Raw genomic sequence first — 15,161 nt, forward strand, 5'->3', positions numbered from 1 at the left:
TCAGTCGACCGACATCACCGATGGTCCCTCGGGCCGGTTCACCTGCGCACACTCTCGACGTCGGAAATTCGATGCCTTCCTGTGACTAACTTTTTCGCCGCCTGTCACGACGGAGCAAGTGGGTCGGCAACCAAAGGATCAATCGATGAAAAAGACTGTGGACAACCCTGTTTCGGCAACCAGGTCGTCGGCCCGCACGTGGATGGCCGGGTGTGCGGCTGCGGTACTGATTGCCGGCATCTCCGGGTGCTCGAACTCCGACGACTCGAACTCTGACAGCAACGCCGGCGACGGCAGGTCGGCCTCATCGGCGTTTTCGACATCGACCGTCACGGAGACGCCCGGAACGACGGAGCCGGCCGGGCAGGGCGCAACCATCACCGCGCCGCCTGCCGACATCACCGATCCGAACGATCCGGGCGGCAACCCCGGTCCGGACAACTCGTGCGATCCGGCTGATACCGCCGCGATCATCGACTCGGCGATCGACCAGATCGCCCCGCCGGTACCCGGTGGCCGTTGGGTGGCCGCGGAGTCCGACTTCAGCTGCTCGGGATTCACGTACGTGGCCCTGGAAACAGATGGTGGCACCGTGTCGTCGCCCTACCAGCTGGCATTTTTCTACGACGGCGTCTCCGTCGGCTCTGCCTGCAACCTCTCGTACCAGACCGTCACCAGCTCCGACGACAACGAGGTGTACGTCACCTACCGCTACATCGTCGGCGACGAACCCAACGCCGACCCGCAGGGACAGGTCGCCGTCAGCTACCGCTGGACCGGTTCCGGAGTGGAGAGAATCGGCGAACTCCCCGGGGCGTTGACACCGAATGGATGCTGATCGCCCATAATCGGCACCCATGACATCCACACATAGGTCTGGGCAGCCGGACTCGCTCACCGCCAAGGGAACGAGTCCGGCGTTTGCCACCATCGCAAGTCCGTATTACCCGATGCTCGTCGCCCTCTTCGTCGGCGTGATGATGATCAGCAACATCACCGGCACCAAAGCTGTGGTGCTGTTCTCCGATCTCCACTTCGACCTCGGCCCGCTGTCCATGGACGGCCTGGTCACCGACGGCGCCTTCTACCTCTTTCCCCTCGCCTACGTCCTCGGCGACGTGATCAGCGAGGTCTACGGCTTTCGCGCGATGCGACGCACCATTCTCGCCGGCTTCTTTGTCCTGCTGATCGCGTCCTTCTGCTTCTGGCTGACCATCAAGCTGCCTGCCGCCGACTTCTACGACGGTCAGGAATCCTTCGAGACCGTCGCCGGCGTGATCCCCCAGTTCCTGGCAGCCGGCCTGGCCGGTTATGTCGTCGGCGAGTTCCTCAACTCCTGGGTCCTGGTGAAGATGAAAGCGCGGTCCGGTGAGAAACACCTGTGGGCCCGGCTCCTCGGTTCCACCGTGGTGGGTGAGTTCTTCGACACGCTGGTTTTTTGCGCGATCGCGGCCACCGCACTGGGCATCTCGACGTGGTCCGACTTCTTGAATTACGCGCTCATCGGCTTCATCTGGAAGACCCTGGTCGAGATCGCAATCATGCCGCTGACCTACGCGGCCATCCGCTGGCTCAAGAACCGCGAACCAACCTACCGATCCAACCTTGCCCAAGGGGCATAATTTCCTAGGAGTTCGAGATCCGTACATGTGACCTGCTACTCTTGGCTGATACACGGTTCCGAGAGGGGCCGTGTTGCTGCATTTAACGAGAGGGAGTGATCGAGCATGACCGACACCGAGGTGACCTGGCTTACCCAGGAGTCCCATGATCGGCTCAAAGAGGAGCTCGACGCGCTCATCGCGAACCGTCCGGTGATTGCCGCCGAGATCAACGAGCGTCGCGAAGAGGGAGACCTCAAGGAGAACGGTGGCTACCACGCTGCCCGTGACGAGCAGGGCCAGCAAGAGGCCCGCATCCGGCAGCTCCAGGAGCTACTCAACACCGCCAAGGTCGGCGAGACACCCACGCAGTCCGGTGTGGCTCTGCCGGGTTCCGTCGTCAAGGTGTACTACAACGGCGACGAGTCCGATACCGAGACCTTCCTGATCGCCACGCGCGAGCAGGGATCGTCGGAGGACAAGCTCGAGGTGTACTCACCGAAGTCGCCGCTGGGCGGCTCGCTCATCGACGCCAAGGTCGGCGATACCCGCAAGTACACCGTGCCCAGCGGCGCCACCGTTTCGGTGACGCTCGTCAGCGCGGAGCCGTACCACAACTGAACAAACAAAATGAGCCCTCACGGCGAGCTATACGCTCACCGTTGAGGGCTCATTTTTGTGTTCGTATCAGCGCGACAACAGGCGCCGACGCTTCGGCGTGACCGGCACCGACAACAGTCCTGCCTCCAGATCGGCCCGCAGCTGCGCGACCGTCTCCGCCGAATCGGACTTGTTCGTACCGATGAAGCCCGACGGGCCACGTTTGATCCAACCGGTGACGTAGACGCCGGTCATCGGCATGCCGTTCTCGATCACGCGTCCCTGATCATTGGGGATGACACCGCGTTCGCTGTCGAAGGGTAAACCGGCCACCTCGACACCCTTGTAGCCGATCGAGGTCAGCACCAGGCCGGCTTCGACCGTCTCACTCTCCCCTGTCGGCTCGATCCCACCCCTCGGTGACAAATCCTCACGGGGATCGAGTCGATTGATCCCGAATGTGACGCCCGCGGCCGATCCGTCCGCATCTGCAATGATCTCCTGCGGTGACCGCAAGAAAGCGAACCTGATCACAGGTCCCGATCGTGGTGTGCGCCGCGACAATTCGGCCAGGAGGTCGAGTTTGGCCGCGACGGTGTGGTCATCAGGTGAACCGAAGGACGTCAGAAGTTCGGGATCGACCGTCACGTTGGCCCCGCGGTCGGCCAGCCCGACCAGTTCCGGCAGCGTGAACGCGGCGTCGGCCGCACCGCGGCGCGCAACGACAAGCACCTCTTCGACCTTCGAGTTCCGCAGGGCGGACAACGCCGTCGGCGAAATCGAGGTCGACGCAAGCGCTTCGGGATCAGTGGTCAGGATCCGCGCGACATCGAGTGCCACGTTGCCGTTGCCGATGACGACCACCCGCCGATGCGAGAGATCGAAAACGCGATCGGCGAAGTCCGGATGACCGTTGTACCAACCGACGAATTCGGTTGCGCTGGTCACGTTCTCCAGGCCGATGCCAGGAATGTGTAGTCGTCGATCGGTTTTCGCGCCACCGGCATAGATCACGCCATGGAAATCACGGCGCAGATCGTCGAGCGCGACATCACGGCCGACCTCACAGTTGAGCATGATGTCGAGGCGATCGTTACGAGCCATCTCGTCGAACAGCGACATCACCTTGCGGGTCGAAAGGTGATCGGGCGCAACGCCATAGCGGGCCAAACCGAAGGGCTTGTCGAGGCGTTCGTACATCGTGACGTGAACGCCCGGATACCGCAGCAACTCATCGGCCGCGTACATCGCAGACGGTCCCGACCCCACGATCGCCACCCGGATGTCACCGCCGCCCGGTACGTCGATCGGCTTGGGCTTCTTGATGGGCGCCAAGGGCAAGCGCAGCTTTTCGTCGACCGGGAATCGGACCGGGGCCGGCGACACGGCGTCGTAGTGTGCGGCGTTGATCTCGAGGTAACGCTCGTCCTGTGGTTCGATGCGATGGCCGGGGACGATCGCCCCGACCGGGCAGGCGCTGACGCAGGCTCCACAATCGACACAGGTCGCCGGATCGATGTACAGCATCTCCGAGGTCAGGAAATCGGGCTCGTCCGGCGTGGGATGGATGCAATTGACCGGGCAGGCGTAGACGCAGGAGGCGTCGGCACAACACGCCTGGGTGACAACGTGCGGCACGGACTTACGCTACCGAGTAGGCGGGTTCGCTACGGAACCGCGACGGACGTCCGCCGATACCCAGGATCTTCCACAGGAATCGCGAGAAAGGATTCATCAGACCACACTGCTGCCCCAACATGCGGACGTCACCGAAGACGTTGTGCAGGAACTCCTTCGAGGTGTCCGACTTCCAGAACAGTTCCTTCATGACCTCATCGGGAACATCGAAGTCCTTCTGGAAAGCCTTGGGCGGCACCACGATCGCACCACAGAGCACACGCATGATGATCGGGAACATCAGCGACAGCAGGAACCGCTGGAAAAAGTTCTTCTTCGGAACCGTCTCGCGCAGCAGGTGATGGGCAAAGGAGATGTGCCGTGCCTCTTCGGCGACGTGCAGCTGCATCACGGCCATCATGGTCGGGTGCATCTCATCCCGGTTGCGCAGGAAGTCTTTCTGGATATGGTCGATCGGCTCTTCGCCGCCGAGCACACCGAAGAAGAACAGGCTCGGGAAGATCGTGGACGCGAGCGGCACCAGCGGGGAGATCATCCGGTATCCGAGTTTCGCGCCGGGCACATCGACGCCGGTGCGATTCACGAACTCCTGAAACATCAGGGTGTGGTTGCACTCTTCTTTGGACTCATGCGTGGTGTACCGGAACTCGCGCGCACCATTGGGCAGCTTGAAGCTGTACTGCATCAGTCCACGGATGAGGATCGACTCGAATTGCAGACCAACCTTGGCAACGTTCGCCTGCCGCCACATGCCGATCTTGATCTGCTTGTCGAGCGGGAGATTCTGGTACCAGGGGTGCCGGCCGATCGGGTCGACGTCCCTGGACAGCACCCACCGGGGGTCGTTGTCGACGACCGCCATGTGCGGCGCGTCCCAGTCGATGTCGATGTACGGATCGAAGTTGCGGTGCACCGATGCGCTGGACAGATCATCGAGAACCTGGTCGTAGTTGTCGCCGGTGGCCACCTTGGCGTGCTCTGGGACATACTTCAACGCTTCAGTCATCTGCGCCTCCTCGCTGCAACATGTTCACATGACGCTAGAAGGCCGACGCGAACTTGTCAACGTCCGTTGTTAAATCAACGAGCGTTGTCACGCCGGATCCCGGCGATTTGACGAGCAGACCGGGCTTCGACCTGGGTTTATTTGCTACCGCGTCCCCAGTTGAGGCCCCACCGGAAGTGTTTGTCCATCTTGTCGCCGCCGGAGAAATACTCGACCGCACGAGTCACAGTCACACCGCTGCCGCCGACCTCGATGAGAACGATGGACGCCGTCCGCAGACTGTTCTTGGCCGAGTCCATCCGCACCTCGATCGGCGGACCGAACTGGGATTCGACCGTCACCACACCGTCGACCGCCGCCCAGTTCGGGCTGCCCTCGTAGATGTCGGCGAAGATCAGGATGCGCCGGAAGACCGACGGGTCGGCCAGGTTCACAAACATGTTCTCGCCGCCTGCAGAACTACCGGAGCGGTCGTCCTGGTCGAGCTTGATGTACGGCGGCTTCTCCAGCGAGCCGAAGTTGCGGTCGAGTGCCCCGATGCCGCCGCGGGTCCCATCGGCCAGCTCATACAGGCATCGAAGGTCGAGGTCGACGGAGCTCTTGCGTTTGAAGAATCCGCCGGTGGGTGCCGACTGCGCCCAATTCAGGTTTACGCGGATGGTGCCGCCGGAAGCGCCCGACTTCGCAAGGTTCACGGTCGGCTGCGCCTTGGTCAACGTGATCTTGCTCAGTTGGACGGGCGGTGCTGCAGGCACCGGAGCGGGTGGAGTCGACGGCGGTGGTGCGGCCGGAGCGGGCTGCTGTGTCGGTTTCGCGCGCTTCGTGTAGTCGATTCCCATACCCGGAAGCCTAGTGCGACTGGAGGGAGAATCGGACAGAAGCGTGGTAGATCAGGCCACCGAATAGCCGGCATTGGCGAGCGCAGCCCGCACCCTCGTCTGGTGATCGGGCCCCTTCGTCTCCAGACTGACCGTCACCGAGACCTCCCCGAGGCTGAGTTCGCCGCTGACCCGCGAGTGGATCACGTCGACCACACTGACGTTCAGGTCGCGCAACAATTCGAGCAACGACACCAGGCCGCCGGGGCGGTCCGACACGGTCACCGTGATCGTCAGATACCTTCCCGCAGCGTGGAGGCCATGTGTGGTCACCTGGGTCAACAGCAGCGGGTCGATGTTGCCGCCGGACAGCACCACGCAGACCTGTCCGTCGAGTTCGAGATCGTCCAGGCTCGTCAGCGCCGCGACCGCCGTCGCCCCGGCCGGTTCGACAACCAACTTCGCCCGCTCCAGCACCAGCAGCAGCGCCTGGGAGATCGATTCCTCGCCGACCGTGACAACCTCGTCCACCAGGTCCCTCACATGCGCGAACGGCACCGCCCCCGGCATGGCCACCGAGATGCCGTCGGCCATGGTGTTCATCGACTGAGCCTTGACCGGTTCACCTGCGGCAAGCGAATCGGGCCAGGCCGCGGCGGACGTCGCCTGGACGCCGATCACGCGTATTTCCCGGCGATGCAGTTTGACCGCGGCGGCCACACCGGCGAGCAGTCCGCCGCCGCCGAGGGGTACCAGCACGGTGCCGACGTCGGGCAACTGCTCGAGGATCTCGATTCCAACCGTCGCCTGTCCGGCCACGATGTCGGGGTGGTCGAACGGGTGGATCATGATGGCGCCGGTCTCTGCGGCATAGCGGGCCGCAGCCTCCAGGCTCTCGTCGACGGTCTCGCCTTCGAGGATCACCTCGGCGCCGTAGGCACGGGTCGCGGCGATCTTCGGCAGCGAGGCACCGGTGGGCATGTACACACGCGATGCGATACCCAGGGTCCCGGCCGACCAGGCCACACCCTGCGCGTGGTTGCCCGCACTGGCCGCGACCACGCCCCTGGCACGCTCGGTCTCACTGAGTCCATAGATGCGCAGATACGCGCCACGAGGTTTGAAAGATCCTGTGCGCTGCAGGTTTTCACACTTGAGCCACACATCGTGGCCACAACGCTCAGACAACGCCCGCGATGCCACCACCGGCGTCCGACGCATCACCGGTGCCAGCAACTGCACCGCCCGATCGATGGACGCCTGATCAATGCTCACAGGCTCAGCTTGCCACCCCTCGACACAGAAAACGCTCCGCTCGCCCGCGTGGGCTCCGGGGCAACCGGAGCGAACGCAGGTGAGCGGAGCGAATACGAAAGCTGATCGGTATCAGCCCAGGGCGTTTTCGATATCCCCGAGCAGATCGCCGATGTCTTCGATGCCGACGGACAGCCGGACCAGGTCATCGGGGACCTCTAGCAGCGACCCTGCGGTCGACGCATGGGTCATCGCGGCGGGATGTTCGATCAACGACTCGATACCTCCGAGCGACTCGGCCAGGGTGAACACCTCGGTGCGGTCGCAGAACTGTTGGGCGGCTTCGAGTCCGCCTGCCACCCGCACGGAGATCATGCCGCCGAAGCGACTCATCTGCTTCGCCGCTGCGGCGTGGCCCGGGTGATTCGCCAATCCCGGGTAGAGCACCGAATCGATCTTCGGGTGCGAGAGCAGGAAGTCGACGATCCGCTCGGCGTTGTCGCTGTGCCGGTCCATCCGGACGGCGAGCGTCTTGATGCCACGCATGGTCAGGTACGCGTCGAACGGTCCGGGCACCGCACCGGCACCGTTCTGCAGGAACGCCAGATCGGTGTCGAGCTGCTCGTTGTCGGTGATCAGCGCGCCACCGACCACATCCGAATGACCACCGAGGTACTTGGTGGTCGAGTGCAGCACCACATCGGCACCGAGGGTCAGCGGACGCTGCAGGTACGGCGAGGCAAAGGTGTTGTCCACCACGAGCTTTGTGCCGGCCTCGTGCGCAACACCGGCAAGTGCCTCGATGTCGCCGATGTTGAGCAACGGGTTGGTCGGGGTCTCGATCCAGACCAGCTTCGTGTTGGGTCGGATGGCCGCCCGCACCGCGTCGACGTCGGTGACCGGTGCCACCGAGTATTCGATCCCCCACTGCGAGAAGACCTTGTCGATCAACCGGAACGTGCCGCCGTAGGCGTCGTTGGGGATCACCAGGTGGTCGCCCGGACGCAGGGTGGCCCGCAGCAACGCATCGGTGGCAGCCATGCCGGATGCGAACGCCCGACCGAAACTTCCCTCTTCGAGGGCCGCGAGGTTGGCCTCGAGCGCCTGACGGGTCGGATTTCCGGTACGGGCGTACTCGAATCCGCCGCGCATTCCGCCGACGCCGTCCTGGGCGAAGGTGGAACTCGCGTAGATCGGCACGTTGACCGCACCGGTCAGCGGATCCGGTTCGTATCCGGCATGAATCGCCTTGGTGGCAAATCCCTGCCAGTTGTGCGAGTCGGTCTTACTGCGCTGCTCACTCATGGCAACCAGCCTAGTGCCCCGAAAATCGTTGCCCCGATCGCCCTGACGGTCAGCCAGTGGCCCCGACGATCACGCGCGTCAGCCGATGGCCGACGCACCGACCGCGCTGACGAACGCCAGCAGATCGTGGCGGGTGATGACACCGATCGGCTTGCCGTCCTCGACCACCATCAGCGCATCGGTGTCACCGAGTGCTTTGGTTGCTGTCGACACCGGCTCGCCGGAGCCGATCAACGGGAAGGGCTTTCCCATGTGCGCACTGACCGGGTCGGCCAGGCTGGCCCGGCCCTCGAACACCGCGCTGAGCAGCTCACGCTCGCTCACAGCACCGGCGACCTCACCGGCCATGATGGGCGGTTCGGCCCCGACCACGGGCATCTGAGACACCTCGTACTCACGCAGGATCTCGATCGCATCGCGCAGGGTTTCTTGCGGATGGGTGTGCACCAGGTCGGGCAGCGCACCGGACTTGCCGCGCAGCACGTCGCCGACCAACGGCTCGGACTGGCCCTTGCCGTCGAGCGGGGTGCGCAGGAATCCGTAGCTGCTCATCCACTTGTCGTTGAAGATCTTGCCCATGTAGCCGCGGCCACCGTCGGGCAGCAACACCACGACCAGCGCATCCGGACCCTCGCGTTCGGCGACCCGCAGTGCCGCCACGACGGCCATACCGCAGGAGCCACCGACCAGCAGACCCTCTTCTCGGGCCAGCCGACGGGTCATCTCGAACGAATCAGCATCCGAGACCGCGATGATCTCGTCCGGGATCGACGGGTCGTAAGCGCTGGGCCAGAAATCCTCACCCACACCTTCGACCAGGTACGGGCGCCCGGTGCCGCCGGAGTACACCGAACCCTCTGGATCGGCGCCCACGACCTTCACCTTGCCGCCGGAGACCTCTTTGAGGTAGCGGCCGGTGCCGGTGATGGTGCCGCCAGTGCCGACACCCGCGACGAAGTGGGTGATCTTGCCGTCGGTGTCGTTCCAGATCTCGGGTCCGGTGGTCTCGTAATGGGACTCGGGGCCTGCCGGGTTCGCGTATTGGTTGGGCTTCCAGGCGCCCTCGATCTCGCGGGTCAACCGATCAGAGACGTTGTAGTAGCTGTCGGGATGCTCCGGTGCCACTGCTGTGGGGCACACCACAACTTCGGCACCGTAGGCCTTCAGGACGTTCCGCTTGTCCTCGCCGACCTTGTCGGGGACCACAAAAACGCACTTGTAACCGCGCTGCTGGGCGACCAGGGCCAGACCGATGCCGGTGTTGCCCGACGTCGGTTCGACGATGGTGCCGCCGGGCTTGAGTTCGCCCGATGCCTCGGCCGCATCGATCATCTTGATGGCGATGCGGTCTTTGGAGCTACCGCCGGGATTGAGGTATTCCACCTTCGCCGCGACCAGGCCCGACCCTGCCGGGACAACCGAGTTGAGCTGGACGAGCGGGGTGTTGCCGATGAGGTCGGTGACGTGACTTGCGATGCGCATGTCTCTATCGTCCCAGACCGCTTCGATTATGTTGGAGCTGTGTCCGCATCCAGGCGCCGAGTGGCCCGTGATCTCGCCGCTGCCACCGTCGCCACCGCAGGTACAGCCGGTGCCGGATGGTGGGCCATCACCTTCCTCAACGGGCAGGCCGCGCACGCCCGCACCGTCATCCCCCATCGCACCGACAACCCGCCCGGCGGCGACGGGATCTACGGGCCGGACGACCTCGGTCCGGTCCGGTATCGCCGCGGCGACGACTTCGACCTGCATCTGATGGTGTTCGGTGATTCCACCGCTGCCGGACTCGGCGCCGAGATCGCCGACGAAACACCCGGCGTGCAGCTCACCCGGAAACTGGCAAACGAGACCGGCCACCGAATCCGCCTCAGTACCAAGGCGATCGTCGGTGCGACGTCTCGCAGCCTGACCGGTCAGGTGGATGCGATGCTGATCGCCGGTCCCCCACCCGACGTCGCGATCATCTTCATCGGCGCCAACGACGTGACGAGCTCCAGCGGGATCCGCGCTTCGGCCAAGCGACTGGGCGCAGCCGTCCGGCGGTTGGAGGATTCCGGGGCTCGCGTGGTGGTCGGTACCTGCCCGGACCTCGGTGTCGTCGCCGCCATCCCGCAGCCGCTACGAATGGTCATCCGGCAGTGGGGTCTGCGGCTGGCGGCTGCTCAGGCGGCGGAGACCCGCGCCGCCGGTGGTACCGCGGTGCCGTTGGCAGACCTGCTGGTCCGTGAGTTCCTGGCGGCACCCGAACGAATGCTCTCAGCCGACAACTACCACCCGTCGGCGGCCGGCTACGAACTTGCCGCGAAGATCCTGCTGCCTGCGGTCCTGGCCCGCTTGGGCGAATGGGGCACCGGCCCCTTGCCCGATCCACCCGTCGTGTCAGCCGTCGCAGAAGACAACAAATGGTCGACCCGCGCCCGCGCTGTGATGCACCGGACCGCCCAGCGATGGTCGGGTTGACCACGCGTAACGTCAATACTTGATCAGCATCACACTGACCTGCAGAACCACGCGCACCGTAGGGAGTTCTTATGCCAGAAGCAGTTATCGTCGCCACCGCCCGTTCACCGATCGGCCGGGCCGTCAAAGGTTCACTCAAAGACGTCCGCCCCGACGAACTGGCCCGCCAGATGGTCGAGACCGTGCTGAACAAGGTCCCCGAACTCGACCGCGCCGACATCGACGACCTGCACCTGGGATCCGGACAGCCCGCGGGCAAGGCCGGATTCAACATGGCCCGCGTCGTGGCCGTCCTCGCCGGACTCGATCAGGTCCCCGGCGTCACGGTCAACCGCTACTGCTCCTCGTCCTTGCAGACCACCCGCATGGCGCTGCACGCGATCCGCGCAGGAGAAGGCGATGTCTTCATCTCCGGCGGCGTCGAGAGCGTCTCGAGCTTCGCCACGGGCAACGCCGATGGCTGGCCCGACACCAAGAACCCCGAGTTCGCGGTGGCGATGGAGCGGACTGCGCAGGCCGCACTTGGTGGCGGTCCCAAGTGGAGTGACCCCCGTGGACAGGGGCTGCTGCCGGACATCTACATCCCCATGGGCGAGACCGCCGAGAACGTCGCCTCGTTCACCGGCATTTCTCGCGAGGATCAGGACCATTGGGGTGTGCGCAGCCAGAACCGCGCCGAAGAAGCCATCAACTCCGGGTTCTTCGCCCGTGAGATCGACCCGATCACGCTGGCCGACGGCACTCTCGTCACCACCGACGACGGGCCTCGCGCGGGCACGACTTACGAGAAGATCAGCCAGCTCAAGCCGGTGTTCCGTCCTGACGGCACCGTCACTGCCGGCAACGCCTGTCCCCTCAACGACGGCGCCGCCGCCCTGGTCATCATGAGCGACACCAAGGCCAAGGCCCTCGGCCTGACCCCGTTGGCCCGGATCGTTGCCACCGCAGCGACCGGTCTCTCGCCCGAGATCATGGGCCTGGGCCCGATCGAAGCGGTCCGCAAAGCCCTGCGTTTCGCCGGTATGGGCATCGACGACATCGACCTGTTCGAGATCAACGAAGCCTTCGCGGTGCAGGTCCTGGGTTCGGCCAATGAACTCGGCATCGACCACGACAAGCTCAATGTTTCCGGTGGCGCGATCGCGCTGGGTCACCCGTTCGGTATGACCGGTGCCCGGATCACCACCACCCTGATCAACAACCTCAAGACCTACGACAAGACCTTCGGCGTCGAAACCATGTGCGTCGGCGGCGGACAGGGCATGGCGATGGTTCTCGAGCGCCTCAGCTGAGCCGCTTCAACCACCTCTGAAGACAGCGAAGCCCGCGACCGGATCGGTCGCGGGCTTCGCTTGTTGGAACGGGGTTCGAAGAACTAATCCGAGTTGAAGTAACTCAGCAGTCGCAGGATCTCGACGTACAGCCAGACCAGGGTGACGGTCAGGCCCAGTGCGATGCCCCAGGCGGCCTTCGACGGAGCGCCCGACCGGATCAGCTGATCGGCGGCGTCGAAGTCGATCAGGAAGCTGAACGCTGCGAGCGCGATGCAGACGAGCGAGAAGATGATGGCGATCGGTCCGCCGTCTCGCAGGCCCAGGCCCGAACCACCGTTGAAGAAACCGATGATCAGGTTGCCAAGGATCAGCACCAGCACACCGACGAGGCCGGCGAAGATCATGCGGGTGAATCGCGGGGTGACGCGGATGGCGCCCGTCTTGTAGACGATGAGCATGCCGGCGAACACGCCGAATGTTCCGAGTACGGCCTGGCCGATGAGCGCGCCTGCACTGACGTCGTCAGCGACAACCCAATTGGCGAAGACGTACGAGATCGTGCCGACGAACATGCCTTCGAGCACCGCGTAGGCGAGCACGATGGCCGGGTTGTCCTGCTTGCGCCCGAACGTCGCGACGAGCACCAGCGCCAGGCCTCCCAGCGCGCCGACCAGCATCAGCGGCGTCGCGAGGGATTCGTTCTGGCTGGTGAAGAAATAGGAGAGGGCGGCCGACAGGATCAGCACGCCCAACGTGGCGGCCGTCTTGGTCACCACGTCGTCGATGGTCAGGTTCCGGGCACCGACCTGCTGTCCCGGCCGCGCATACGGGTCGGCCGATGGCGCTCCCCCTTGCTGATTCCATGTTGCGGCCTGGCCGGCGCCGGCCGCACCAGCGCCAAAGCCGGCGTATCCGCCTGGGCCTTGGTTGCTGCGCACGACTCCGCGCATCACCGGATTGCTGCTTTCACGCACCGTTTTGGTCCCTTCTCATTGCAAAGCTGATGTCCACTCAACGAGCACAGTGACGTTCGAGTTCCGACTTTACCTTCTCTTGAACTTGCGCGCAGGCAGCTGTCCTTCTCAAACGAGTCCGTGTCCGGCAGAGCGGGAAATGATCAGGCATCAGCCCCAACGACTGTGACCACCGTCGGCCGGGATCGTGACCCCGCTGAGGTAACGCGCGTCTTGACTGGCGAGGAACACCGCGATCCGACCGATGTCTGCCTCGGCATCGCCGATCCGTCCCAGCGGAATGCTCTTCACAAACGCGTCGGCCTCTTCGGGATATGTTTCTGTCCACCACTGCAGCGACGGGGTCATTGCATGGGGCGCAATCGCATTCACGCGGATGTTGTCTTTACCCCATTCACATCCGGCCGCTCGGGTCAGCGACCGCGTCGCTTCTTTCACGGCGGCATACGGGCCGTACGTCGCCATGTCCCACCGCACGGCCGCCGAGGTGACGAGATTGATCACCGATCCCCCGCCCCGCGCCGTCATCAGCGGATGGCAAGCCTTCATCAGGCGCAGCACGGCCAGCGGGCCGGTCTGAAAGAAGCGGGTGAAGTCCTCATCTGTCACATCGAGCAATGGGATCGGCATCGCGTCGTTGGCGTTGTTGACCAGGATGTCGACACCGCCGAGCCGATCGGCACAGGCCTGGACGATCGCGGCGCAGTCGGCCGCTTCGCTGACGTTCCCGACCAGGTACTCCGCGCGCACACCGTTGCCTGCGAGTTTCTCGGCCGCCTCTGCCAGAGGTCGCCGATGCCGCCCGCAGATGAAGATGTCGGCGCCTTCCTTGCTCAGCGCGGAGGCGATACCCAGCCCCACGCCCTTGCCGCCGCCGGTGATCAGTGCCACTTTGCCGTCCAGAACTCCCATGCCGCGACACTAGCGAAACTAGAACACGTTCACCCGGGTTTGATCGTCATTCGGCAACAAGGGTCGACCGCGATCGGCCTCTCGGTTCCGACCGTCGGTACAGGAGGAGCCCGAGGGCAACTGCCACCACCAATGCTCCCGTCGAGAACACCAACAGGGAGTCGTATCCGAGCGCGTTTGCCAAGACCGATGGAATCAACGCGCCGACGATCGCGCCTGCCGCGACACCGGCGTTGAACAAACCCATTGCCGATCCCTCGCTCTCGATCGTCAGATTCGCGGCGAGGAGGGTCGCGCCGATGTACTGGAGCGGGTAAGCGCTGGCGATGACCGCCAGGCCCACGCCGCCAACGATCGCCCCGAACGAGGGCTTGGTCAGGGCCGCGACCGACATGACGACGAATACGGTGAGGGTGACCGCGATTCCGATGGCCAAGACCATCCCCGGCCCCCACCAATCGGCGAACTTTCCGGACACCGGATAGAGAACCGCCCCGATCGCCGAGCCGGCCATGAACACCGCTGACGTTGTGGACGGTTCGATCCCGAAGGCATCGCGCAGCACCAACGGGACGACGTTGTAGAAGGTCATCAGACCGATCATGGCGAAGAGCCAGCACCCGAGGAAGATCCCGAATCGGCTTCTGAGAACCGCTGCGACTTCGGCTGCTTTTCCTTTCTTCCGGGCACCATCGGTTGCAGCGGCAGCGGCATCGGGCGGGTGCGGCGCGATATGCGGCAGGCGCAGCGCACCGAGCGCGGTACCGGCCAACACGACTGCACCGGTCACGATCCAGCCGATGTCGATGCGATGGGTGAACCAGGTGGCGACCCCGAGTCCGAGTACTTGACCCGCGCCGAAAGCCAAACGCATCCAACCGATTCGATCGTCCCACTCCGATTTCGGACGACCTTCGACGATGAACACGCTTGCCATGGTCTGCGCAGCGCCGGCGGCAGCCCCGGCGACCAGCATGCACACGGACCACACCGCGACGTTGTCGACGAGACCGAAGGTGATGGCGCTGATCGCCATCAGCGGGAAGCTGGCGAGGAAGACCACGCGCTCGGTGTTCGTCCGGTCGGCGAGGGATCCGGAGATCGGGGCGGTCAGCATTCCCAGATAGAACGCCGCGACAACGAGTCCGACCGCAAAAGGCCCGTGGGGGTCGGCACTGAGCGGAAGCAGAATGGGGACGATGCCGCTCACGACGACGCCGACCAGCGCATAACCGAGAAACCACGGTCGGAGCATCTGGACGGCGCGCACGGTCATGGGGCCCAGCCACCTGCTGTGCCGACCGCGTCCTCGGCAGACA

Annotated in this window: 14 protein-coding genes; 5 read left to right on the forward strand and 9 right to left on the reverse strand. The window is 64.4% G+C overall.

Features of this window, described 5'->3' with window-relative positions; translation table 11 throughout:
- Positions 1–145 precede the first annotated feature (145 nt).
- From AC1D75_RS24615 to greA, 3 genes are all read left to right on the forward strand, one after another.
- The gene (locus AC1D75_RS24615) at positions 146–838 is read left to right on the forward strand and encodes an LppP/LprE family lipoprotein (RefSeq protein ID WP_495517955.1); all 693 of its coding nucleotides are present in this window, start codon (positions 146–148) and stop codon (positions 836–838) included.
- A 19-nt stretch (positions 839–857) separates the two neighbouring features.
- On the forward strand, positions 858–1,622 hold the full coding sequence (locus tag AC1D75_RS24620) for a queuosine precursor transporter (RefSeq protein ID WP_495517956.1): 765 nt from the start codon (positions 858–860) through the stop codon (positions 1,620–1,622).
- A gap of 105 nt (positions 1,623–1,727) precedes the next feature.
- Entirely contained in the window at positions 1,728–2,222 is a 495-nt protein-coding gene (gene greA / locus AC1D75_RS24625) for a transcription elongation factor GreA (protein WP_495517957.1), read from the forward strand.
- Positions 2,223–2,288: 66 nt separating this feature from the next.
- Here greA and AC1D75_RS24630 read toward each other — a convergent pair whose 3' ends face one another.
- From AC1D75_RS24630 to AC1D75_RS24655, 6 genes are all read right to left on the reverse strand, one after another.
- Entirely contained in the window at positions 2,289–3,839 is a 1,551-nt protein-coding gene (locus tag AC1D75_RS24630; protein WP_495517958.1) for an FAD-dependent oxidoreductase, read from the reverse strand.
- A gap of 4 nt (positions 3,840–3,843) precedes the next feature.
- Entirely contained in the window at positions 3,844–4,845 is a 1,002-nt protein-coding gene (locus tag AC1D75_RS24635; protein WP_495517959.1) for an AurF N-oxygenase family protein, read from the reverse strand.
- Between the two features lie 137 nt (positions 4,846–4,982).
- Positions 4,983–5,684 (reverse strand): Tellurium resistance, encoded by a 702-nt coding sequence (locus AC1D75_RS24640; protein ID WP_495517960.1) that lies wholly within the window; start codon positions 5,682–5,684, stop codon positions 4,983–4,985.
- A gap of 51 nt (positions 5,685–5,735) precedes the next feature.
- On the reverse strand, positions 5,736–6,884 hold the full coding sequence (ilvA, locus tag AC1D75_RS24645; RefSeq protein WP_495518406.1) for a threonine ammonia-lyase: 1,149 nt from the start codon (positions 6,882–6,884) through the stop codon (positions 5,736–5,738).
- 165 nt (positions 6,885–7,049) lie between these two features.
- A complete protein-coding gene (locus AC1D75_RS24650; protein ID WP_495517961.1) occupies positions 7,050–8,222 on the reverse strand; it encodes a cystathionine gamma-synthase in 1,173 nt (390 codons plus the stop codon).
- A 78-nt stretch (positions 8,223–8,300) separates the two neighbouring features.
- Positions 8,301–9,704, reverse strand: coding sequence for a cystathionine beta-synthase (locus AC1D75_RS24655; RefSeq protein ID WP_495517962.1), 1,404 nt, complete (start codon positions 9,702–9,704; stop codon positions 8,301–8,303).
- Between the two features lie 39 nt (positions 9,705–9,743).
- On the opposite strand from AC1D75_RS24655, the gene AC1D75_RS24660 reads away from it, so the two are divergent.
- Together AC1D75_RS24660 and AC1D75_RS24665 are read left to right on the forward strand one after the other, a co-directional pair.
- The gene (locus AC1D75_RS24660; RefSeq protein WP_495517963.1) at positions 9,744–10,682 is read left to right on the forward strand and encodes an SGNH/GDSL hydrolase family protein; all 939 of its coding nucleotides are present in this window, start codon (positions 9,744–9,746) and stop codon (positions 10,680–10,682) included.
- Between the two features lie 71 nt (positions 10,683–10,753).
- Complete coding sequence (locus tag AC1D75_RS24665) at positions 10,754–11,974, forward strand: acetyl-CoA C-acetyltransferase (RefSeq protein ID WP_495517964.1); 1,221 nt, start codon at positions 10,754–10,756, stop codon at positions 11,972–11,974.
- Positions 11,975–12,057: 83 nt separating this feature from the next.
- Here AC1D75_RS24665 and AC1D75_RS24670 read toward each other — a convergent pair whose 3' ends face one another.
- From AC1D75_RS24670 to AC1D75_RS24680, 3 genes are all read right to left on the reverse strand, one after another.
- Positions 12,058–12,930, reverse strand: a complete 873-nt coding sequence (locus AC1D75_RS24670; protein ID WP_495517965.1) for a Bax inhibitor-1/YccA family protein — start codon at positions 12,928–12,930, stop codon at positions 12,058–12,060.
- A 150-nt stretch (positions 12,931–13,080) separates the two neighbouring features.
- The gene (locus tag AC1D75_RS24675) at positions 13,081–13,842 is read right to left on the reverse strand and encodes an SDR family NAD(P)-dependent oxidoreductase (protein WP_495517966.1); all 762 of its coding nucleotides are present in this window, start codon (positions 13,840–13,842) and stop codon (positions 13,081–13,083) included.
- A 46-nt stretch (positions 13,843–13,888) separates the two neighbouring features.
- On the reverse strand, positions 13,889–15,118 hold the full coding sequence (locus AC1D75_RS24680) for an MFS transporter (RefSeq protein WP_495517967.1): 1,230 nt from the start codon (positions 15,116–15,118) through the stop codon (positions 13,889–13,891).
- Positions 15,119–15,161: the final 43 nt, after the last annotated feature.

The sequence above is a fragment of the Williamsia sp. Y712 genome (assembly GCF_059445525.1).